Source organism: Nocardioides sp. InS609-2, from assembly GCF_023208195.1.
Taxonomy (GTDB): Bacteria; Actinomycetota; Actinomycetes; order Propionibacteriales; family Nocardioidaceae; genus Nocardioides.
In genome coordinates this window covers 1,151,794-1,172,882 of the sequence record NZ_CP060034.1, presented here as the reverse complement: position 1 = coordinate 1,172,882, position 21,089 = coordinate 1,151,794, and the positions used below count along the sequence as shown (strand labels likewise).

The following is a 21,089-nucleotide window of genomic DNA, read 5'->3' as shown; positions in this document are numbered from 1 at the left end:
GCGCCTGCATGACCGAGCACGACCACTCCCACGGACCCGACGTGCTCGACGGCCTGAAGATCCCTTCGCGTGACCTGCGCCGGCTGATCCCCGACGTCTACGCGGGGTACGTCGCGATGTCGGGCGCCGCGATGGCAGACGGCGCGCTCGACGTGAAGACCAAGGAGCTGATGGCGCTCGCGATCTCCGTCAGCAAGCAGTGCGACGGCTGCATGGCGTCGCACGCGCGGAGCGCTGCCAAGGCCGGGGCGACCGACGGCGAGGTGGCCGAGGCGATCGGCGTCGCGATCATGATGAACGGCGGTCCCGGCACGGTCTACGGCCCGCGCGCCCTGGCGGCCTTCCGCGAGTTCAAGGCGCAGGCCGACGACGCCTAGACTCGACCCAACATGAGTGAGACCCCCGTACCCCGCCTGTCCGAGTCCTACGCCGAGGTCGAGGACGCCCTGCTGTCGCGCTGGCCCGAGTCCAAGCTCGAGCCCTCGCTCGACAGGATCGAGGCGTTCACCGAGCTGCTCGGCGACCCCCAGCGCTCGTTCCGGGTCATCCACCTGACCGGCACCAACGGCAAGACCTCCACCTCGCGGATGATCGACACGCTGCTGCGCGCTCTCGACCTGCGCACCGGCCGCTTCACCAGCCCGCACCTGGAGAAGATGTCCGAACGCATCAGCATCGACGGTGAGCCCCTCAGCGATGAGGCGTTCGTTCGCGCGTTCAACGACGTCGCGCCGTTCACCCACCTCGTCGACGCCGACCAGACCCATCCCCTGTCGTTCTTCGAGGCCGTCGTCGGCATGGCCTACGCCGCCTTCGCCGACGCACCCGTCGACGTCGCGGTCGTCGAGGTGGGCATGGGCGGCAGCTGGGACGCCACCAACGTCGCCGACGCCGATGTCGCGGTGGTGCTGCCCATCTCTGTCGACCACGCCAAGTACCTCGGCGAGACTCCGGCCGTGATCGCCGTCGAGAAGGCCGGCATCATCAAGCCCGGCTCGGTCGTCGTCTCGGCCCAGCAGACGCCCGAGGTGGCCGAGGTCCTCGTCCGCCGGGCGCTCGAGGTCGGCGCCACGATCGCCCGCGAGGGAGCAGAGTTCGGCGTCACCTCCCGGGTGCCGGCCGTCGGCGGTCAGGTCGTCTCGCTGCAAGGCCTCCGCGCGACGTACGACGAGGTCTTCCTGCCGCTGCACGGCGCCCACCAGGCGCAGAATGCTGCGATCGCGCTGGCAGCAGTCGAAGCCTTCGCCGGCGACGCCGTCCTCGACGACGACATCGTGCGTGCCGCCTTCGGCGAGGTCACCTCGCCCGGCCGCCTGGAAGTGATCCGCCGCAGCCCCACGATCGTGCTCGATGCGGCCCACAACCCGCACGGTGCCGAGGCGACGGCCGCCGCACTCGAGGACTCCTTCTCCTTCGACCCGCTCATCGGCGTCATCGGCGTGATGGCCGACAAGGACTACGAGGGCCTGCTGGGTGCGTTCGAGCCGCACATCTCGCACCTCATCTGCACTCAGAACTCGAATGTCCGCACGATGCCCGCTGCCGAGCTCGGCCGGGTCGCGCGCGAGGTGTTCGGCGAGGACCGGGTGACCGTCGTGCCTTCGCTGTCCGACGCCATCGACCAGGCCGCGGCGCTCGCCGAGGCGGGCGAGGCCTTCGGTGACGCGTTCGGCGCCGGCGCGGTGCTGGTCACCGGCTCCGTGGTCACGGTCGGCGAGGCGCGCGCGATGCTGCGTCGTACGACCCGGGGGCGAGAGCTGTGAGCGCGCCCGCTCCCCAGAACACCGAGCGGTCGCCACGGCGAGGGATGTGCGCCGCGGTGCTCTGCCTCGAGGCGATCACGCTCGGGCTGACGACGCCGGTGCTGATCTCGATCGCCGACGCGTCCGTGGCCCTGGCGCTCTCGCTCGGGCTGGGTCTTGCGGTCGCGTGCCTGCTGCTGGCCGGCATGTTGCGCGCCGAGTGGGCCTACGCCCTCGGCTGGGTGATCCAGGTCGGTGCCGTCGCGCTCGGCTTCTGGGTGCCGATGATGTTCTTCCTCGGTGCCGTCTTCGCGCTGCTCTGGGGCACTGCCGACTTCCTCGGCCGCAAGATCGAGCGCGAGCGAGCCGCGGCCTACACCGCCTTCGCGGAGCGCGAGCAGCACGGCTGACGGCTCGCGCTAGGCTCCGCCGCATGACTCAGCGCACGCTCGTCCTGCTCAAGCCCGACTCCGTGAAGCGCGGGCTCGTGGGCAATGTCCTCGGCCGCTTCGAGGCCAAGGGCCTGACGATCGTGGCCATGGAGCACCGCACGATCGACGCAGCCCAGGCCGACAAGCACTACGCCGAGCACGTCGAACGCGACTTCTACCCGCCGCTGCGCGCCTTCGTCACGAGCGGACCGCTCGTCGCGCTGGTGCTCGAGGGCGACGAGGCGATCGGGGTCGTGCGCGCGCTCAACGGCGCCACCGACGGCCGCAAGGCCGCACCCGGCACGATCCGCGGCGACCTGAGCCTCTCCAACCGAGAGAACCTCGTGCACGGCTCGGACGGCCCGGAGTCGGCCGAACGCGAGATCGCCCTGTGGTTCCCCGGTCTCGGCTGAGCCTGCGTGTCCTCACCGCCCTCGCGCTGACGCTGGGGGCGGTCGTCGCCGTGACGTGGTCGCGGCCAGACGACGGCGAAGTGGTGGATCCGGTCGCCTCGCGCCGGTGCGCCCCCGTCGCGCTCGACGACGTGCAGGGCCCCCGGCCGTCCGAGGCCACCCGGCTGCGCGCGTACCGGCTCAGGAACGCCGCCTGCTCGGCGTACTGGATCGCGGAGCTGGAGCGCGACTTCGTCCCGCAGGGGCTCAACATCCGCGGCGACCGCGCGTTCGTGAGCGGCTACGTGCGGGTGCCGAAGATCTCCGAGCGGGCCTGCCAGCTCGTCGAGGTCGACCTCGCGACCGGCCGCACCGTCACGTTCGTGCCCCGGTGGGAGGCGAAGGTGTACGGCGACCGGCCGACCTACTGCCGCCACGGAGGTGGCACCGCGCTGACCCGGGACGGGTTGTGGGTCGCCGAGGCGGAACGCCTGTGGCTGCTCGACCCCGATGCCCTCGACACCGCCGACCTCGTGAAGCGCGTGTGGCGCCTGGGCGAGGGCATCAAGGGCTCGACGCTCGGCGCCCACGGTGGGCAGCTCGGCCTGGCGAGCTACCGCGTGGGCGGGCGTGGCCGGATCGCGACCTTCGACATCGCCGACCTCGTGCGCCCGGGAGTGACGGTGGTCGACCCCGCTCGTGTCGCGTCGCGGGGTCGGGTGCCGGCCCGGCTGCAAGGCCTCGACGTGACGGCTGACGGCGCCTGGCGCGTGTCGAGCCGGATCACCTGCGGGCTCGTGAAGCTGCCAGACGGCGAGGTGCGCGACTTCGTGCCCGGCGCGGAGGACCTCGTGGTCACCGATGACCTCGTGTGGACGGTCAGCGAGGCGAGCGCGACGCCGTACCGCTCCGACGACGGTGCGTTCGTGCCCGCGCTCCTGGCCTTCGAGCGCAGCGTGATCGAGGGCAGCGGACCGGCCACCTGCGGTCTCTAGCGGCGGCCGCCACCGAGCAGGCCGCCGAGGATGTCGCCGATGATCGAACCGGCACCCTGGGAGCCGCGGGGCGCGCTGCCCTGCGCCGCACCACTCAGCACCTGGCTGAGGATCGAACCGAGTACGCCGCCACCGGTGGCCGCGTCGCCCTTGCCGCGCACCTGCTTGGCCAGGTAGGCCAGCACGAGCGGAGCCAGGATCGGGATCAGCTTCTTGACCAGGCCGCTCGACGCGCTGCCGACGCCGCCGAGCTGCTGGACGACCTCGTCCTCCTGCGCCCCGAAGATGTGGCTGGCGATGCGGGACCCGTCGCGCTGGTCGATCTGCTCGACGTCGACGACCCCGGTCGCGGCCGGGTCGTCGCCATGCTGGCCCAGCGCCTCGGCCAGGGACGCCTCACCCGCAGGATCCTGCGCGTTGGCGTGCAGACCGCCGAGCAGTGCGGGCAGTGCGGCCAGCGCTGCCTGCTCGACATCGTCGGGGTCCTCGCCCAGCTGGTTGGCCAGTTGGTCGATCGGAAGGGTCTGGAGGATCTCGTCAACGGCCGACATGAGGGCAACGATACGGCGTGTCACTCGACTCCGTGGCCCGCTGCGCGACGCCCTGCGGGCACCTCGCTGCGTTGTCGTCAGTCGTCGATGCTGGCGCATCGCCTCCCTCCTCCGCCGTGCGATGCACTCCGCAGGACGACGCTCGCGACGGCCGAGAGTCGAGAGACACGCCTTCGCCCTCGATGCTGGGGCGTGTCTCCCCTGAACGGGGGGGTTCGCTACCTACGCTGAGCGCGGGTCGAGCAAACCTCATGCGACCCATCTTCCCCTCTGATCCCGAGTGGCTCCGCCCACCAGGGCCCGACCAGCGAGGCAGCAGCACATGGCGAACAGCTTCATCGGCCGCGACATGGCCGTGGACCTCGGCACCGCCAACACGCTCGTCTACGTCCGGGGCAAGGGCATCGTGCTCGACGAGCCGAGCGTCGTCGCGATCAACGAGAGCACCGGTGAGGTGCTCGCTGTCGGCCACGAAGCCAAGCGGATGATCGGCCGTACCCCCGACAACATCACCGCCATCCGCCCGCTCAAGGACGGCGTCATCGCCGACTTCGACGCGACAGAGCAGATGCTGCGCTACTTCATCCAGCAGGTGCACCGGCGCCGCTACTTCGCCAAGCCCCGGATGGTCATCTGCGTGCCCAGCGGCATCACCGCCGTCGAGCAGCGCGCGGTGAAGGAGGCTGGCTACCAGGCCGGCGCCCGCAGGGTCTACATCGTCGAGGAGCCGATGGCCGCGGCCATCGGTGCCGGGCTGCCCGTCCACGAGGCCACCGGCAACATGGTGGTCGACGTCGGCGGCGGCACCACCGAGGTCGCCGTGATCTCCCTGGGCGGCATCGTCACGAGCATGTCGATCCGCACAGCCGGCGACGACATCGACCAGGCGATCATCGCGTGGATGAAGAAGGAGTACTCCCTGATGCTGGGGGAGCGCACCGCCGAGGAGATGAAGATGACCCTCGGCTCGGCCTTCCCGCTGCCGACCGAGCCCGAGGCCGAGATCCGCGGCCGCGACATGGTCTCCGGCCTCCCGCGCACCGTCGTCGTCTCGAGTGCCGAGCTGCGGCAGGCCATCGAGGAGCCGCTGCACAGCATCGTCGACGCCGTCCGCGCCACCCTCGACCAGACCCCGCCCGAGCTGGCCGGCGACATCATGGACCGCGGCATCGTGCTCACCGGTGGGGGCGCCCTGCTCCGCGGGCTCGACGAGCGGCTCCGGCACGAGACCGGCATGCCGGTGCACGTCGCCGAGGAGCCGCTGTCGTCGGTCGCGTTCGGCGCCGGTCGCTGCGTCGAGGAGTTCGAGGCCCTCCAGCAGGTGCTCGTCTCGGACCCACGGAGGTTCTGATGCGCGGCTACGGGGGCAACAGGGGAAGTCGCGGCGAACGCCGCTGGCGCGGGCTCGACCAGCTCGACGACCGCTCGCGGCCGCCGCGGTCGCTGCTGATCGCGCTGGTGCTGGCATCGGTCACCCTGATGACGCTCGACCACCAGGTCGACGACGGTTCACCTGTGGAGTCCGCCCGGCGCGCGGTCGGCGAGGCGTTCGGTCCGGTCGAGTCGTTCACGAGCGGCGTCGTACGACCGTTCACGGCGGTGCCGAGCTGGTTCCATTCCAAGACCGCCCTGCGTTCCGACATCCGTGACCTCGAGGCAGAGAACGCCGAGCTGCGCGAGCAGGTCGCGACGTCCGGCTTCGACCGCAACCGGCTGGCCGAGTTCGAGGGCCTGACCCGCACCGCCGACGACCTGGGCCGATCGCTGGTGCCGGCGCGCGTGGTGGCCTACGGCTCCTCCCAGTCGTTCAGCAACACCGTCACCATCGACGCCGGCTCGGCCGCCGGGGTGCGGCCCGACATGACCATCGTCAACAACGACGGCCTCGTCGGCCGGGTGCTGCGCGTGACGCGCTCCACCGCGACCGTGCTGCTGATCCTGGACGCGGAGTCGGTGGTCGGTGGCCGCCTCGGCGACAGCATGGAGCTCGGCTTCCTGCACGGCCGCGGTGCCTTGGGCCGCGACGGACACCTCGACCTCGAGCTCGTCGACGAGCAGAGCGTGCCTGCGAAGGGCGAGACGGTCGTGACGTGGGGCAGCGACGGCGCCGGGCCCTACATCTCCGGGGTCCCCATCGGCACGGTCACCGACGTCTACACCAGCCTGCGCGACTCCTCGCAGCGCGCCGTGATCGACCCCTACGTCGACTTCAGCTCGCTCGATGTCGTGGGCGTCGTCGTACCCGTCGGCGCCTCCAGCGACCGCGCCGTCGTCGAGGCAGACGGGAGCATCGGATGAAGCTCCTCCGCGTGCTGACCGGTCTTGCCGCCGTCGTGGTGGCCCTCGTGCTGCAGGTCTCGCTGTTCCCGCACTTCGCCTGGCACGGCGTCGTCCCCAACCTCGTGCTGCTCGTGGTGGTCGCGGCCGCGCTGACCCGAGGCGCGTCGTTCGCGATGCTGCTCGCCTTCGCCGGCGGTGTCGCCCTCGACCTGGCTCCGCCCGCCGACCACCTTGCCGGCAGGTGGGCGCTCGCTCTCGTCGTCGTCGCGTACGTCGCGTCACGGGTGCGCACCGTCAACCGCCCCTCGACCACGGCCATCGTCGGCACCGTCGCGGCTTCGTCGTTCGTCGGCACCTCCATCTTCGCGCTCACCGGGTTGCTGCTGCGCGACCCGGTGATGTCGGTGCCCGACCTGCTGCAGGTCATCCTCGTGGCGCTCGTGTGGGACGTGCTGCTCACGCCGTTCGTGCTGCCCGTGATGATGCGGATGTTCCAGGCCGTCGCGCCCGAAGGAGCCACCGCCTGATGGCCGTGTCCGGTGCGCAGAAGAGCAGGTTGCGGTTGCTCGTCGTACAGGCGCTCGTCTTCTCGCTCTTCGCCACGCTCTTCGTCCGGCTCTACTACCTGCAGGTCGTCGGTGGTGAGGACTACCAGGCCAAGGCCGCCGACCAGTCCGTGCGCGACATCGTCGTCCAGCCGCAGCGCGGCCTGATCGTCGACGACCAGGGCCGCCCGCTCGTCGCCAACCGGATGTCGTGGGTGATCTCGGTCGACCGGACCCTGATCGGCAAGCTCGCCCCGGAGGAGCGCGAGCAGCTGCTCACCCGCGTCGGCGAGGTCGTCGGACAGAAGGCGGACGAGGTCGGCAGCCGGCTGACCGACTGCGGCGCAGCCGGCAGTGTCGACGGTGTCTGCTGGAACGGTTCGCCCTACCAGCCCGTGCCCGTCGCCGCCGACGTCGACCAGCAGGTCGCGCTGCGCGTGCTCGAGCAGCCCGAGGACTACCCCGGCGTGCTCGCCGAGCAGCAGAACGTGCGTGCCTACCCGCGCCCGTTCGGCGTCAACCTCGCGCACGTCGTCGGCTACCTCAGCCCGATCACCGAGCCGGAGTTCGACCGGGCCCGCGACGCCGACGACCAGTCCCTCAACGGTGCCTCGTCCGTCGGCCGGGCCGGCGTCGAGAAGGAGTACGACGAGTGGCTGCGCGGCATGCCGGGCTACCGCCGGGTCGCCGTCGACTCGATGGGCCGCGTGCTGGGCGACGACTCCACGATCGAGAGCGAGCCGGGCGACACCCTGGTCACCTCGATCGACGCCAAGGTGCAGGCCGTGGTCGAGAAGCAGCTCGCAGAGCGCATCGCCACCCAGCGCGCCACCGTCGACCCGGTCACCGGTCGCCACTACGCAGCCGACTCCGGGGCGGCCGTCGTCATGGAGGCACGTACCGGTCGCATCGTCGCGATGGCCAGCCAGCCGACCTACGACCCGGACGTGTGGACGGGCGGCATCTCCGAGAGGGAGCTCGAGCGGCTCTACTCCACCAAGGCCGGCACCCCGCTGCTGTCACGAGCCACCCAGGGCCAGTTCGCGCCCGGCTCGACGTGGAAGCCGTTCATGACCGCCGGCGCCCTGACCAACGGCTACACCGAGGACACCCGCCTCGACTGCTCGTCGGGCTTCCAGGTGGGCAACCGCACGTTCAAGAACTACGAGTCCGCCGCCGCCGGGTCGATCGGCTTCGCGAAGGCACTCGAGATCTCGTGCAACACGTTCTTCTACCGCGTGGGCTACGACTTCTGGCAGAGGTTCGGCACCGACGTCGCCGATGTCAACGCCAAGGACCCGCTCGTCGCGGAGGCCAAGGAGTTCGGCTTCGGCTCCGAGACCGGCATCGACATCCCGGGCGAGGCGCCCGGCCGGATCGCCGACCGGGCCTGGAAGCGCTCCTACTTCGAGTCGCAGAAGGACTACTACTGCGGCCTGGCCGGCAAGCCGCAGGACGAGAAGACGAGCGAATTCGTCTACAGGTTCGCACGCGAGTTCTGCATCGAGGGCTACGCCTACCGGGCCGGTGACGCCGTCAACTTCGCCATCGGCCAGGGCGACACCATCGTCACGCCGCTGCAGCTCGCGCGGGCCTACGGCGCGATCGCCAACGGCGGCACGCTGTGGGAGCCCCGCCTCGGCAAGGCGATCGTCAGTCCGTCCGGTGAGCTGCTGCGCCGGATCCCGACCAAGAAGACTGCCACGGTCGACGTACCCAAGAAGACCCTGGACTTCATCGATACGGCCCTCCAGGGCGTGGCCAGCCGGGGCACGATGGCATGGAAGCTCGGTGGCTTCCCCCTCGGCGAGGTGACGATGCGCGCCAAGACCGGCTCGGCCGAGGTCTACGGCAAGCAGTCGACCGGCTGGGTCGCGTCGTACACCAAGGACTACGTCGTGGTGATGATGATCAGCCAGGGGGGCACCGGGTCGGGCAGTGTCGGTGACGGCATCCGGGCGATCTACGAAGCCCTGTACGGCATCGAGGGCGAGAGCGTCGTGCCGGCCAAGGCAGCGATCCCCGGCACCGTCTCGCCCAAGCAGCTGCCGGCCTTCGGCGACGACGGCTCGATCCTGCCCCCGGCCCTGCGACGCGAGGACGGCGACTCATGACCACGCGCACCCGATCCAGCACGCTGCGAGCACCGGGTCTCGACTGGCTGCTGCTCGGCGCCGTGCTGGCGCTGATCGTGCTCGGCACCCTGCTGGTGTGGTCGGCGACCTCGGCCCGTGACGCGCTCACCGGCGGCGACCCCGCGGCGTACCTCACCAAGGAGCTCGTCAACGTCGCCATCGGTCTCGTGCTGATGGTGATGGTGATGGCGACCGACCACCGCTGGGTGCGGATCCTCGCCCCGCTGGTCTACGTCGCGTCCGTGGGCGGTCTGGTGTTCGTGCTCATTGCCGGTACGACGATCAACGGCTCGCGCTCGTGGTTGCAGCTCGGCGGCCTGTCGATCCAGCCGTCGGAGTTCGCCAAGCTGGCCGTGGCCATCGGGATGGCGTTGTTCGTCGCCGAACGGGCGGAGGGCAAGTGGCGGCGGTCGATCGGCTCGGTCGACGTGATCGGCATGCTGGTGATCGCCGCCGTACCCGCCGTACTCATCCTCGTCCAGCCCGACCTCGGCACCATGCTCGTGCTCGCCGCCACGGTGTTCGGTGTGCTGGCGATCGCCGGTGCACCGCGACGCTGGCTGGCCGGCCTGTTCGTCTCCGGCGTCGCTGCCGCTGCGGTGGCCGTGTCGGTCGGGGTGCTCAAGGACTACCAGGTGGCACGCTTCATGGCGTTCACCAACCCGGAGCTCGACCCGCGGGGTGCCGGCTACAACGTCGAGCAGGCGCGCATCGCGGTCGGCAACGGCGGCGCCTTCGGGCAGGGCCTCTTCGACGGATCACAGACCCAGTCGGGCTTCGTGCCCGAGCAGCACACCGACTTCATCTTCACCGTCGCCGGCGAGGAGCTCGGCCTGCTGGGCGCCGGCCTGGTCATCGTCCTCCTCGGCATCGTGGTGTGGCGCGCGCTGGCCATCGCCACCGCCACCGACGACCTCTTCGGCCGGGTCGCCGCGGCCGGGATCGCCTGCTGGTTCGGCTTCCAGGCATTCCAGAACATCGGCATGTGCCTGGGCATCATGCCGGTCACCGGCGTACCCCTGCCGTTCGTGTCGTACGGCGGCTCGTCGATGTTCGCGGGCATGCTGGCCATCGGCCTGCTGCAGAACATCCACCTGCGCTCGAACGCCGCCCAGCCGACCCGGTTCCTGGCCTCCAGTCAGGTGCTGGTCAGTCGCTGATCGCTCGGACTCCCACCGGTGGTCAGGGGGCGATCGTCACCGCGAGGAACGCAGCCAGCAGCACCAGGTGCACGCCGCCCTGGAGGGGCTTGGCGCGGCCCGGCGCGACAGTGAGCAGCGACACGATCACCGACAGGATCAGCAGCACGATCTGTACGTCGTCCAGGCCGAGCGCGAGCGGCCCGTCGAGCCAGATCGAGGCGACCGCGATGGTAGGGATCGTGAGGCCGATGGAGGCCATCGCCGAGCCGTAGGCGAGGTTGAGGCTGATCTGCGCCCGGCCACCGGCTGCGGCGCGCACGGCCGCGATGGACTCCGGCAGCAGCACGAGCAGCGCGATGACGACACCGACGACGGCGTGCGGGAACCCGGCCGCCTCGACTGCGTCCTCGATCGCCGGCGACTCGACCTTGGCCAGGCCGACGACGGCGACCAGCGCAACGGTCAGTAGGCCGAGGCTGAGCCGGGTCTCGGCGGCGCTGGGCGGGTCGGCGTGCCCGTCGCCGTCTCCCCCTTCGACGGAGTCGAGCAGCGCTCCATCTTTCGCCACGGGCAGGAAGAAGTCGCGGTGCCGCACGGTCTGGGTGAAGACGAACATGGCGTAGAGCGCGATCGAGGCGACCGCGGCGAACGCGAGCTGGCCCGGGGTGAACTCCGGACCCGCCTCCGACGTCGTGAAGCGGGGGAGCACCAGGGTGATGCCGGCCAGCGCGATCAGGGTGGCCAGCGCCGAGCCGGTGCCCTCGGGGTTGAAGTCCGCCAGGTGGTGGCGCAGTGCCCCGACGAGCAGCGACAACCCGACGATGCCGTTGATGCTGATCATGATCGCTGCGAAGACGGTGTCGCGGGCCAGGCCCGAGGTGTCCTTGTCGCCGGTGATCATCAGCGTCACGATCAGCGCGACCTCGATGACGGTGACCGCGACGGCCAAGAGGAGCGACCCGAACGGCTCGCCAACCTTGTGGGCCACCACCTCCGCGTGGTGTACGGCGGCCAGCACAGCGCCGATCAGGAACGCCGCGATGACCGTCACGAGTGGTCCGGCCAGGTCGCGTCCCCAGGTCGACACGAGCAGGACGATGCCGAGAATCGGTGCCCAGACGGTCCAGTAGAAGCGGCCGCGGACCGTCGATGAGCTCATGGCCGAATCCTAAGACTAAGCGCCGAAGAACCAGTTCGGTGCCGCGCAAGCGACCGGCTCAAGGACGACCAGCATCTCGCCATCAAAAGCGGGGTCGGGACGCGATCGTCAAACTTGATTTGTCAGGTCTCCGGGCGCCCCCGACCCACAACCGACTGACATCTGAACTCTGAACCAAACACCCCCTTCGCGATCCCAAGCGGTCAGCTAACGTCACCTGCACCAAAGGAATCGGGGGAGCATGAAAGTTTCGAAGCGACTTGGGGTGCTGTTCGCGGCCCTGATGATCGGATCGGCTGGCTTAGTAGGAATCGCGAGCTCCGGTGCGGCGGGAGAGACACAGGTGACCGAACAAGCACCGACGCGAGCTCGGCAGCTAGTGGTCCGGATTTGAAGTCTTCATCCGGTTGGCTTTGGTGAGGATCTCGTCGGCGGTCCTGGTCCAGACGAAGGGGTGGGAGCGTTCGTTCCAGCAGTCGATGTAGGTGCGGATCTTGGTGTTGAGGTCCTTGACCGAGGTGAACACGCCGCGGCGGATGGCTTGGCGTTCGATGAGGGAGAACCAGACCTCGACGAGGTTCATCCAGGAGGCGTGGGTCGGGGTGAAGTGGATCTTGAAGCGCGGGTTCTCGATGAGCCAGTTCTTCACGTTGGTGTGTTTGTGGGCGGCGTAGTTGTCCATCACCAGGTGCAGATCGACGGGCTGGCCGGTCTCGTCGACGACGTCGCGGTAGGCGCGTTCGACCTGCTTGAGGAACGCGAGGAACTCTTGGTTGCGGTGCCGCGGCTTGAGAGCGGCGGTGACCTTCCCGGTGGCGATCTCCAGCGCGGCGAACAAGGTGGTGGTGCCGTGGCGGACGTAGTCGTGAGAGCGGCGTTCGACGAGCCCGGGTTGCATCGGAAGGACCGGCATGGTGCGGTCCAGTGCCTGGATCTGGGACTTCTCGTCCACGCACAGCACGATCGCGTTCTCTGGCGGGTTCAGGTACAGCCCGACGATGTCGATGACCTTGGCCTCGAGTTCGGGATCGGTGGAGAACCGGAACGACTCCGAGCGCCACGGCTTGACCCCGTAGGAACGCCAAGCCTCCGCGACGGTGTAGGCGCTGACCTTCAACCGAGCCGCCAACAGCCGCGTGGACCAGTGCGTCACGCCGAGCTTCTTCGGCGGGGGCTTCAGTGTCTCGGCCACGATTTTGCGATGGTCGATCGTGCGCGGACGGCCCGGACGCTGCCGGTCGAGGAGCCCGGCCATGCCCTTGCCCTGGTAGCGGCCCCGCCACTGCAGCACCTTCTGACGGCCGCACCCGACGAGCTCGCAGATCTGGTCGTTCGGCACCCCGTCGGCTGCCAGCAACACGATCCGAGCCCGTTGAGCCGCACCAGCCGAGACCGTCGAGGAGCGAGTCAGTCGCTCGAGCTTGTCCCGGTCACCATCACGCAGCACCAGGGCCGGAGCAGGTCGATTCGCCATGCGCCCATGATTTCACTTCATCAACCCGATGACTATTTCCCACGCGGACCACTAGAAAATCAAAACCATTCGTATCGTCGGCCGCGGGCCTGCAGTGGCGCCTCAGGCCAGTTCCAAGTCTGTGGACCCATACGGCCACCTGGAACTGGCGACGCATTTCATGGATCACCTCCGGAAGACCCTTCCTGACCAGTTCGTCGCTGCCGGAGTGTCTCCGTCGAACAGGAGCGAGTACTGGGTCAAGTTGACTCAAGAACCAAGTCCCAAGCTTCTTGACGAACTGAGCAAGCAGTCGTTTACCACCACCGTAGAGTTTGGATACGTGGCAACCGCTCTTGAACTGCGTGAAACGACTCAAGACGTGGCGATTGCCCTCAACACTGCCGCTGGCATTGACGGCGTGGAGACGGGGCCCGCGGAGGATCACAAGAGCGTGATCGCCACCTACAGCGTCGAGGACGGCATAAAGGTCACGGCCGAAGATCTTCGAGACCGATTCGCCCCAGGTGCATCATTCGCTGTCGAAAGCCTGATTGACACGCCCGTACTGCTGAACGAGGTACCCGAAGCAGGCTACACAGAAACCACCGATGTGCGGGGTGGTCACAACAGGGATTCCGGCTGCACATCCGGGTTTACGGCAAACTACGGGGCCAGGCCGGAAGCCTCACGGCGGGTCACTGCTTAGGGGGACCTACCTACGATGGTCTAAGCAACGTGGTCGGAGCGGCTACGTTCAACTACCCGGATCGGGGCGGATGGTGGCTCGACTTGAAGTTCAATCCCACACTTGCAGGCAACACGACGTCCAGGCTCTTCCGTGAATCGGACAGTTCGAATCTCAGCGTCACAGGAGTGGGGACACCTCTCGAGTACTCCTCGATCTGTAAGTACGGTAGAGCGACGGGCCGCGATTGCGGCAATACGACCCCGCTGACCGTGGCACCGGGACGAGATCTCTGTGCTACAAACGTAAATGGTCGTCTGGTATGTCGGCTAGGCGCAACCAACCGCAACGTCATATTTCAGGGTGACAGCGGCGGACCGTGGTTCCAAGGGGGCGGCGCTCGGGGTGCGTCTGTCGGACAAGATTCTTCACGATCTCTCTTTATGCTGGCCGCCGCGATGAACGATTACGGAATCACGATAAGGCAGAACTAGTGCGAGAAGGTGCTTGACGTGTTGCGAGGGAAAGTCAGAATCGGGCTAGTGATAACAATGGGGCTTCTCGTTTCGGCGTGCTCGGAAGGCTCGCCCACCCCCGCGCGGACGCTGTTTGTATCCGAGGACGCTGAGAGCTTTGTACCACCCTCCACAGACCAGCTTGCGGGGAACCTGACCGTCGATCAGCGTGGCTGTCTCTCACTTGAGACTGATGAAGGCCCGCTTCTGATCCTGGCGGGGACAGGATCCGTGCTGCGCGACAAAGGCGCGAGCGTTGATCTAGCGGGATTCCAAGATCCCTTCCGCATCGGTGAAGCAGTCCAATGGGCAGGGACGATCACCACCGTGTACAGGAACCCGACCAGAGGCCAAACCGCTGGCTGGGACGAGTGCGTAGGCGATTCCACCGAAGTTGCCGTGGGCATTCCTGTCACTGAACCCTGATCCAACGGCCCGACCGAGGCCATCAACGGACGCCTCGACCACCTGCGCGGCTCCGCCCTAGGGTTCCGCAACCTCACCAACTACATCGCCAGATCAGTCCTGGAGACCGGCGGCTTCAGACCCCGGCTACACCCCGGAATGTGAAGAGCCGGCAAAGTTTGCATCTACGAGATGCCCTTCGTTCTGGTGCGAATTGGACCCTCGAGACGTCAAGTTCTTCCAGCACGTAGGGGCATTCTCGCCTCACGACCCGCTCAACACCGCGAGCCCATCGGTGGATCGAGGCAAAGGGACGGCTCCTCGCTCTCGTTCTCAGCGAGCCGGGAGCTCCTCGACGGCGACTCCGTCGTCGGCCGGACCGCCGCTCGGCAGGGTGAACGTGAAGGTCGACCCACCCTCGGCGTTGTTGTGCGCGGTGATGACGCCGCCGTGCCGCGTGACGATGCGCCGGCACAGCGCCAAGCCGAGGCCGGTGCCGGTGACGACGCCGTTGTGGTTGTCGGCCCGGTGGAACTCCTCGAAGATCCGCTGCTCCTCGCCGGCCGGGATGCCCTGACCGCGGTCGGACACGTCGACGCGCACCCAGCCCGCCACGACATCGAGCCGGGAGGTGACCCAGATCTGCGCCGGGGCGCCCGGAACGGCGTACTTGACGGCGTTGTTGATCAGGTTCGCCAACACCTGGCGGGTCATCGCGTGGTCGGCCTCGACGACGTGCGGTGCATCGATCGCGAACTCGGGCTCGGGGTTGTAGCCGCTGCCGACGAACGTCGAGACGACCTCCAGCAGGGTGTTCTGGAGGGGTACGGCGCCCGGTGCGAGCGCGCCGTCACGGCTGACCGCGTAGTCGAGCCAGTCCTGGACAACCTGGCGCATCCGCGCGGCGCCGGTGTGGGTACGGGCGAGCATCCGGCCGGCTTCGTCGGCATCGCCCTCCTCGAGAGCCTCGCGGGCCAGCTCGAGCCAGCCCTCGAGACCGGTGAGCGGAGCGCGCAGGTCGTGGGCGACGGTGCCAGCGAAGCCGGTGAGCTCGCTGAGGCGCTCCTGCTCGGCCGTCTTGTCGGAGAACAGGACGACCGACACGTTGCCGTCCGCCGTGTCGACGGCGCGGGCGCTGGCATTGAGCACTCGGGTGCTCGTCGGCGTGGTGACCACGACCGTCGCCTCGCCGGTCTCGTGCCCCGGCGAGCCCGGCACGTCGAGCATGGGTGTGCCGTCGAGTTTGCGCAGGCCGAAGTACTCGCTCCAGTTGGAGAGCCGGCTCTTGGGCACCGGTTTGCCGAGCAGCCCCTTGGCAGCGTTGTTGTAGAGACTGATGCCGCCACGGTCGTTGATGAGCAGCAGGCCGTCGCTCATCGCGTTGAACACGACGTTGAAGAGGTCGGCCTGCTTGGTCAGCGCGTCGCGCTGGGCATCGAGCTGTGCCAACGCGTCGCGCCGGGCCTGGTTGAGCAACGACAGGGCGAGCGCCACGAACGTGGACACACCGGCCAGCAGGTCGACCACGACCGCGGCCGGGAACGGCTCGTCGAAGCTGCCGTCGAAACGAGTGAGCGAGCCCAGCAGCGCGGCCGCGACGGCCATCGTCACCGAGTGCAGGGCGGTGCTCCACGGCGGGAGCACGACGCCGACGTACAGGCTGGGCAGTAGCAGCAGCCAGGCGATCGGCCACTGGCTGGCCTCCAGCACCACCCACACGCAGGCGGTCGACAGGGCCACGAAGAATGGGATCAGGGCGGTGCGTGCGTCGACCAGCCAGGTGCGCGGGGCCTGTGCGATCAGCATCAGGCAGGATCCGCCGACGAAGCATAAGACCACCGTCTGGGCGGTCCAGCGCATCAGCACCGACGTGGTGGCCTCGCCCACCCAGATGTGCGGGTAGGCGCCGATCGGCAGCACCAGCATCGTTGCGAGCAGGCCGGCGAGGAGCAGCATCACCAGGTCACGGATCTCGGTCGGCGTCCATTCGCGGTGCCAGGCCCGGGTGCGGCTGAGCCTGGTCTCGGGATCGAGCGCCGGCACGTGCGAGAGGCGCCCGCGGGCGCCGCGGTAGAGCAGGCACATCAGCGTGGCCTGCATGACCACGCCGAGGGCGGCACGCAGGGCGGCGGCGGGGGAGGAATCGGTGACCAGGTGGCCGAGTACCGCCAGGCCGACGATGGCGACCCACGTCAGCGCCAGGCCGCGGTCGACCTTCGGAGTCGCGCCCCGCCACGAGATGGTGAGCCAGACGAACGCGAACATCGAGGCGAGCCAGAGGGTGGGCTGGGCCTCGGAGGTGATGGCGCCACCGATCAGGACCGAGGCGAAGAAGCAGATCGCCAGGCCCCACCAGGCGCGCAGGAGAGTACGACGCGCAGTCGCGTCGTACTCGAACCCCACCGGCCCAGGACCAAGCAAGGGACAACCTCCCCCAGGCGCCCCCGCGCCTGTTGTCTCCTGGACACGCACCCCATGCACGACCAGGTGAACAGCATATTCACGCACATCACACGGTTGGGCGGAAGTCCAGAACCCGCGTACGCTGGATTGATCCACCAAACTCCCAGTGAGGTACGCATGCCCAGCTCCGCCGCCGAGTCGGTCTTCCCGCGCCTCGAGGGTCGTTTGCCCTCCGTGCAGAAGCCCATCCAGTACGTCGGCGGCGAGCTCAACTCCACCGTCAAGGAGTGGGACTGTGCGGCTGCGTCTGCCGAGGGTGGCCCGACGGTCCGCTGGGCGCTGATGTACCCCGACGCCTACGAGGTCGGCCTGCCCAACCAGGGCGTGCAGATCCTCTACGAGGTGCTCAACGAGCGCGACTGGATCCTGGCCGAGCGCACCTACTCGGTGTGGCCCGACATGGAGTCGGTCATGCGCACCGGCGACAGCCAGGGTGCCATTCCGCAGTTCACCGTCGACGCCCACCGCCCGGTGCGTGCCTTCGACGTGTTCGGGCTGTCGTTCTCGACCGAGCTCGGTTACACCAACATGCTCAACGCGCTCGACCTCGCCGGCATCCCGTTGCACGCGGCCGACCGCGGCGCCGAGGACCCGATCGTGCTCGCCGGCGGCCACGCGGCGTTCAACCCGGAGCCGGTCGCCGACTTCCTCGACGCGGCCGTGCTCGGTGACGGCGAGGAGATCGTGCTCGCGATCTCCGAGGTGGTACGCGAGTGGAAGGCCCAGGGCGAGCCCGCCGGCGACATGCCCAGCGGCCGCGACGAGCTGCTGCGCAGGCTGGCGGTCAGCGGCGGCGTCTACGTCCCCAAGTTCTACGACGTCACGTACGCCGACGACGGGACCATCCGTGCCGTCGTACCCAACCGTCCGGGCATCCCCGCCCGAGTACACAAGCACACGTTGATGGACCTCGACGCCTGGCCCTACCCGGCCAAGCCCCTGGTGCCGCTGGCAGAGACCGTGCACGAGCGCTTCTCGGTCGAGATCTTCCGGGGCTGCACCCGCGGCTGCCGGTTCTGCCAGGCCGGCATGATCACCCGCCCGGTGCGCGAGCGCTCGATCGAGACCATCGGCGCGATGGTCGAGAACGGCATCCGCTCGACCGGCTTCGAGGAGGTCGGCCTGTTGTCGCTCTCGAGCGCCGACCACACCGAGATCGCCGAGGTCGCCAAGGGCCTGGCCGACCGCTACGCCGACTCCAACGTGTCGCTCTCGCTGCCCTCGACCCGGGTCGACGCGTTCAACATCACCCTCGCCAACGAGTTCTCCCGCAACGGCCGCCGATCCGGGCTGACGTTCGCGCCAGAGGGCGGCAGCGAGCGGATGCGCAAGGTCATCAACAAGATGGTCAGCGAGGAAGACCTCATCCGCACCGTCGCCACGGCGTACTCCCACGGCTGGCGGCAGGTGAAGCTCTACTTCATGTGCGGCCTGCCGACCGAGACCGACGACGACGTGCTTGCCATCGCCGACCTGGCCAAGAAAGTCATCGCCAAGGGTCGCGAGGTCACCGGCCGCAACGACATCCGCTGCACCGTGTCCATCGGCGGGTTCGTGCCGAAGCCGCACACGCCGTTCCAGTGGGCCGCGCAGCTCGACCACGTGACGACCGACGACCGGCTCAAGAAGCTGCGCGACACCGTGCGCGAGGACAAGCGCTACGGCCGGGCGATCGGCTTCCGCTACCACGACGGCAAGCCCGGGATCGTCGAGGGACTGCTGTCTCGCGGTGACCGCCGGGTCGGCGCGATCATCGAGCAGGTGTGGCGCGACGGTGGCCGCTTCGACGGCTGGAGCGAGCACTTCTCCTACGACCGCTGGATGACCAGCGCCGAGACCGCGCTGACCGGCACCGGCATCGACCTCGACTGGTACACCACCCGCGAGCGCGGGTACGACGAGGTGTTCCCGTGGGACCACCTCGACTCCGGCCTCGACAAGGACTGGCTGTGGGCCGATTGGGAGGACGCCCTCGACCCCGAGTCCGTCGACATCGAGGACTGCCGTTGGACGCCCTGCTACGACTGTGGCGTGTGTCCGGAGATGAACACCGAGATCCAGATCGGCCCGACGGGCCGGCAGCTGCTGCCGCTGGCCGTCGTCTAGCTCGCTCGGCATGAGTCTGGCTTGCGGCGATTGACCGAAAGGCATTCCGACCGTCAGGCCGCCGGCAGCGTGAAGCTGAACGTCGTCCCATGGTCGGGGTCGTTGCTGGCGGCGCTGATGCGCCCCCCGTGCCGGTTCACGATCTGCTTGCACAGCGACAGCCCGAGCCCCGAGCCGCCGAAGTCCTCGGCGTGCTCCGGGGCGCGGTGGAACTCGTCGAAGATCATCTCTTCCTGACCGCGCGGGATGCCGATGCCACGATCGCGTACGTCGACGCGCACCCAGCCCTGCTCGTCGTCGGCGTGGGAGGTGATCAGTAGCTCGGGTCGGCGGTCGTCGGCGACGTACTTCATGGCGTTGCCGACCAAGTTGGCGAGCAGCTGACGCACCAGTGCCGGGTCGGCCTCGATGCGATGGCTGACGTCGACGTCGAAGCTGCCGGCCCGGGCGTCCTGGGGGTGATACCCGGCCAGGACCTCCTGCACGACCGGGGCGAGCTCGAACACCGTCGGGGTGAGCCGGCCGTCGCGGTGGATGCTGTAGGCGAGCCAGTCCTCGATGACCGTGGTCATCCGTCCGCCAGAGTGCTGGGCCTTGGTCAGGTGAGCCTCGACGTGGGACCAGCGACCCTCCATGAGGTCCTCGCGGGCCAGCTCGATCCAGCCGTTGAGGCCGGTGAGGGGTGTGCGCAGGTCGTGCGCCACCACGCGGGCGAAGGCGGCGAGCTCGTCGAAACGTGGGCGCTGCGCGGTGACGTCGGAGAACAGCACCATCGTGGCGGGCCCGTCGTCGGTCTCCAGCGTCGCGACGCCGGCCTGGATGAACCGTTTGCTGCCGGGGTTGTCGATGAGCAGGGTCCGGTCGGGTTCGGTGCCGGACAGGGGAGTGACGAGATCCTGGTCGGTGACCGGTGCGCCCTCGGCGTCGGTGATGCCGAAGTGGTCGATCCAGGAGGTCTCCCGGGCCGACGCCGGCAGCGGCTTTCCGAGCAGCTGGCGCGCGGCCGGGTTGTGGTAGGCCACCGTGCCGTCCTGGCCGACGACGATGACACCGTCGTTCATCGAGTCGAGCACCTGGGTGAGGAAGCTGGCCTGCGACCGGGTCTGCGCCCGGCTGACCCGGAGGTCGCCCATCACGGTGGCCCGCTGCTCGCGCACCAGCGAGAGCTGAAGGGCCAAGAAGGTCATCACGATGACGAGCAGATCGACCACGATCGAGGCCGGGAACAGACCTTCGTAGCCGAACCGGTTGCCCGGTAGCATGGTGAAGGCGGCCGAAAGCACGGAGATCGAGAGGACCGTCAGTGCGGCACCGAACACGTCGAAGATCAGACCCGCGGCGATGCCCGGCAGCAACAGCATCCAGCTGAGCGGCAGACCGGGCACCTCGTAGACGAGCCAGACGCACGCGATCGAGAACGGCGCCAGCACGGCGAGCTCCCACCACGCCGCGGAGCGGTCGGCGTACTGGGACTGGGGCGTGTGGAAGAGCACCATGAACGTCGATGCCCCGACGAACATGAAGACCCCGTTGCGGATCACCCACCACATGAGCAGACGGCTGTCGAGCTCGAAGGGGCCGAAGCCCGGGAAGCCACCGAGCAGGGCGGCGACCAGACCGGCACCCACCGCCGCGACCATGACCGCGTAGATCGAGCGGGGGGAGTGCAGCGCCCAGCCCCCGTTGGTGCGCTGGAACAGGTAGGCCATCACCAGTGCAGCCACCACGTTGACCACACCCATCCGCAGGGTCGTCAGCGGGGCCGAACCGAGCAGGAGGGCGAGCACCACGAACAGCGCGAACATCACCCCGGCGTGGCGCAGCACCCGGGTGCTGGGGCGGCGGTTTCCCTCGCACACGAGCGTGAACCAGACGAAGAAGACGGTCATCGGCGGCCAGAGCTCAGGGATCGCGCCGCGCGCCGGATGCTCGGTGAAGGGCAGCACGACACCCACGACCGAACACGCCAGGATGAAGGCGAGTCGACCGGGTGCCAGCTTCGGCTGGGCATCGTTGACCATGTCATTCGCTCCGTTCGCTCCGTTCGCGACTCGTCGACAGGGTAGGGCCGCGATGCCGCGCGCGCA

General features: G+C 68.8%; 17 protein-coding genes and 1 pseudogene. 13 read left to right on the top strand and 5 right to left on the bottom strand.

Features of this window, described 5'->3' with window-relative positions; all coding sequences use genetic code 11:
- Positions 1-8: 8 nt before the first annotated feature.
- From H4Q84_RS06105 to H4Q84_RS06085, 5 genes are read left to right on the top strand one after another with little or no spacing between them, the layout of a single operon-like run.
- Positions 9-377: a carboxymuconolactone decarboxylase family protein gene (locus H4Q84_RS06105; RefSeq protein WP_248582512.1), complete on the top strand. Its 369-nt coding sequence runs from the start codon at positions 9-11 to the stop codon at positions 375-377.
- Positions 378-389: 12 nt separating this feature from the next.
- Positions 390-1,763 carry a folylpolyglutamate synthase/dihydrofolate synthase family protein gene (locus tag H4Q84_RS06100; protein ID WP_248582511.1) on the top strand — a complete coding sequence of 458 codons (1,374 nt, stop codon included), beginning with the start codon at positions 390-392 and terminating at the stop codon, positions 1,761-1,763.
- Positions 1,760-2,152, top strand: coding sequence for a DUF4233 domain-containing protein (locus H4Q84_RS06095; protein WP_248582510.1), 393 nt, complete (start codon positions 1,760-1,762; stop codon positions 2,150-2,152). The genes H4Q84_RS06100 and H4Q84_RS06095 overlap by 4 nt, the downstream gene beginning before the upstream one ends.
- Positions 2,153-2,175: 23 nt before the next feature.
- Positions 2,176-2,586, top strand: coding sequence for a nucleoside-diphosphate kinase (gene ndk, locus H4Q84_RS06090; RefSeq protein WP_248582509.1), 411 nt, complete (start codon positions 2,176-2,178; stop codon positions 2,584-2,586).
- A complete protein-coding gene (locus tag H4Q84_RS06085; protein ID WP_248582508.1) occupies positions 2,565-3,560 on the top strand; it encodes a hypothetical protein in 996 nt (331 codons plus the stop codon). Before ndk ends, H4Q84_RS06085 begins: the two co-directional genes overlap by 22 nt.
- On the opposite strand, the gene H4Q84_RS06080 is transcribed toward H4Q84_RS06085, so the two are convergent.
- Positions 3,557-4,111: a DUF937 domain-containing protein gene (locus tag H4Q84_RS06080; protein WP_248582507.1), complete on the bottom strand. Its 555-nt coding sequence runs from the start codon at positions 4,109-4,111 to the stop codon at positions 3,557-3,559. The two genes, H4Q84_RS06085 and H4Q84_RS06080, sit on opposite strands and share 4 nt — an antisense overlap.
- A 322-nt stretch (positions 4,112-4,433) precedes the next feature.
- Here H4Q84_RS06080 and H4Q84_RS06075 point away from each other — a divergent pair, with 322 nt between their 5' ends.
- From H4Q84_RS06075 to rodA, 5 genes are read left to right on the top strand one after another with little or no spacing between them, the layout of a single operon-like run.
- A complete protein-coding gene (locus H4Q84_RS06075; protein WP_248582506.1) occupies positions 4,434-5,462 on the top strand; it encodes a rod shape-determining protein in 1,029 nt (342 codons plus the stop codon).
- A complete protein-coding gene (gene mreC / locus H4Q84_RS06070; RefSeq protein ID WP_248582505.1) occupies positions 5,462-6,409 on the top strand; it encodes a rod shape-determining protein MreC in 948 nt (315 codons plus the stop codon). Before H4Q84_RS06075 ends, mreC begins: the two co-directional genes overlap by 1 nt.
- On the top strand, positions 6,406-6,918 hold the full coding sequence (mreD, locus tag H4Q84_RS06065) for a rod shape-determining protein MreD (protein ID WP_248582504.1): 513 nt from the start codon (positions 6,406-6,408) through the stop codon (positions 6,916-6,918). Before mreC ends, mreD begins: the two co-directional genes overlap by 4 nt.
- The gene (mrdA, locus tag H4Q84_RS06060) at positions 6,918-9,050 is read left to right on the top strand and encodes a penicillin-binding protein 2 (protein WP_248582503.1); all 2,133 of its coding nucleotides are present in this window, start codon (positions 6,918-6,920) and stop codon (positions 9,048-9,050) included. The genes mreD and mrdA overlap by 1 nt, the downstream gene beginning before the upstream one ends.
- Positions 9,047-10,231, top strand: coding sequence for a rod shape-determining protein RodA (rodA, locus tag H4Q84_RS06055; RefSeq protein WP_248582502.1), 1,185 nt, complete (start codon positions 9,047-9,049; stop codon positions 10,229-10,231). The genes mrdA and rodA overlap by 4 nt, the downstream gene beginning before the upstream one ends.
- Positions 10,232-10,253: 22 nt before the next feature.
- Here rodA and H4Q84_RS06050 read toward each other — a convergent pair whose 3' ends face one another.
- Together H4Q84_RS06050 and H4Q84_RS06045 are read right to left on the bottom strand one after the other, a co-directional pair.
- Positions 10,254-11,372: an ionic transporter y4hA gene (locus H4Q84_RS06050; protein ID WP_248582501.1), complete on the bottom strand. Its 1,119-nt coding sequence runs from the start codon at positions 11,370-11,372 to the stop codon at positions 10,254-10,256.
- Positions 11,373-11,748: 376 nt separating this feature from the next.
- Positions 11,749-12,846 (bottom strand): IS630 family transposase, encoded by a 1,098-nt coding sequence (locus tag H4Q84_RS06045; RefSeq protein ID WP_248580407.1) that lies wholly within the window; start codon positions 12,844-12,846, stop codon positions 11,749-11,751.
- A gap of 121 nt (positions 12,847-12,967) precedes the next feature.
- Between H4Q84_RS06045 and H4Q84_RS06040 the strand changes: the two genes are divergently transcribed.
- Both H4Q84_RS06040 and H4Q84_RS06035 read left to right on the top strand, forming a co-directional pair.
- The gene (locus tag H4Q84_RS06040; protein WP_248582500.1) at positions 12,968-13,534 is read left to right on the top strand and encodes a hypothetical protein; all 567 of its coding nucleotides are present in this window, start codon (positions 12,968-12,970) and stop codon (positions 13,532-13,534) included.
- A gap of 920 nt (positions 13,535-14,454) precedes the next feature.
- Positions 14,455-14,598 (top strand): annotated as a pseudogene (locus H4Q84_RS06035) (transposase); the annotation flags it as partial.
- Between the two features lie 168 nt (positions 14,599-14,766).
- Here H4Q84_RS06035 and H4Q84_RS06030 read toward each other — a convergent pair.
- Positions 14,767-16,854 carry a PAS domain-containing sensor histidine kinase gene (locus H4Q84_RS06030; protein WP_248582499.1) on the bottom strand — a complete coding sequence of 696 codons (2,088 nt, stop codon included), beginning with the start codon at positions 16,852-16,854 and terminating at the stop codon, positions 14,767-14,769.
- Positions 16,855-17,013: 159 nt separating this feature from the next.
- Between H4Q84_RS06030 and H4Q84_RS06025 the strand changes: the two genes are divergently transcribed.
- Positions 17,014-19,002, top strand: a complete 1,989-nt coding sequence (locus tag H4Q84_RS06025; protein WP_248582498.1) for a TIGR03960 family B12-binding radical SAM protein — start codon at positions 17,014-17,016, stop codon at positions 19,000-19,002.
- A 53-nt stretch (positions 19,003-19,055) separates the two neighbouring features.
- Here H4Q84_RS06025 and H4Q84_RS06020 read toward each other — a convergent pair whose 3' ends face one another.
- Positions 19,056-21,023, bottom strand: coding sequence for a PAS domain-containing sensor histidine kinase (locus H4Q84_RS06020; protein ID WP_248582497.1), 1,968 nt, complete (start codon positions 21,021-21,023; stop codon positions 19,056-19,058).
- Positions 21,024-21,089: the final 66 nt, after the last annotated feature.

Bases quoted from the DNA above. Each gene is read 5' to 3' on its own strand.
- H4Q84_RS06105 (WP_248582512.1), top strand. From the start codon at position 9: ATGACCGAGCACGACCACTCCCACGGACCCGACGTGCTCGACGGCCTG.
- H4Q84_RS06100 (WP_248582511.1), top strand. From the start codon at position 390: ATGAGTGAGACCCCCGTACCCCGCCTGTCCGAGTCCTACGCCGAGGTC.
- ndk (WP_248582509.1), top strand. From the start codon at position 2,176: ATGACTCAGCGCACGCTCGTCCTGCTCAAGCCCGACTCCGTGAAGCGC.
- H4Q84_RS06080 (WP_248582507.1), bottom strand. From the start codon at position 4,111: ATGTCGGCCGTTGACGAGATCCTCCAGACCCTTCCGATCGACCAACTG.
- H4Q84_RS06075 (WP_248582506.1), top strand. From the start codon at position 4,434: ATGGCGAACAGCTTCATCGGCCGCGACATGGCCGTGGACCTCGGCACC.
- mreC (WP_248582505.1), top strand. From the start codon at position 5,462: ATGCGCGGCTACGGGGGCAACAGGGGAAGTCGCGGCGAACGCCGCTGG.
- mreD (WP_248582504.1), top strand. From the start codon at position 6,406: ATGAAGCTCCTCCGCGTGCTGACCGGTCTTGCCGCCGTCGTGGTGGCC.
- mrdA (WP_248582503.1), top strand. From the start codon at position 6,918: ATGGCCGTGTCCGGTGCGCAGAAGAGCAGGTTGCGGTTGCTCGTCGTA.
- rodA (WP_248582502.1), top strand. From the start codon at position 9,047: ATGACCACGCGCACCCGATCCAGCACGCTGCGAGCACCGGGTCTCGAC.
- H4Q84_RS06050 (WP_248582501.1), bottom strand. From the start codon at position 11,372: ATGAGCTCATCGACGGTCCGCGGCCGCTTCTACTGGACCGTCTGGGCA.
- H4Q84_RS06045 (WP_248580407.1), bottom strand. From the start codon at position 12,846: ATGGCGAATCGACCTGCTCCGGCCCTGGTGCTGCGTGATGGTGACCGG.
- H4Q84_RS06025 (WP_248582498.1), top strand. From the start codon at position 17,014: ATGCCCAGCTCCGCCGCCGAGTCGGTCTTCCCGCGCCTCGAGGGTCGT.
- H4Q84_RS06020 (WP_248582497.1), bottom strand. From the start codon at position 21,023: ATGGTCAACGATGCCCAGCCGAAGCTGGCACCCGGTCGACTCGCCTTC.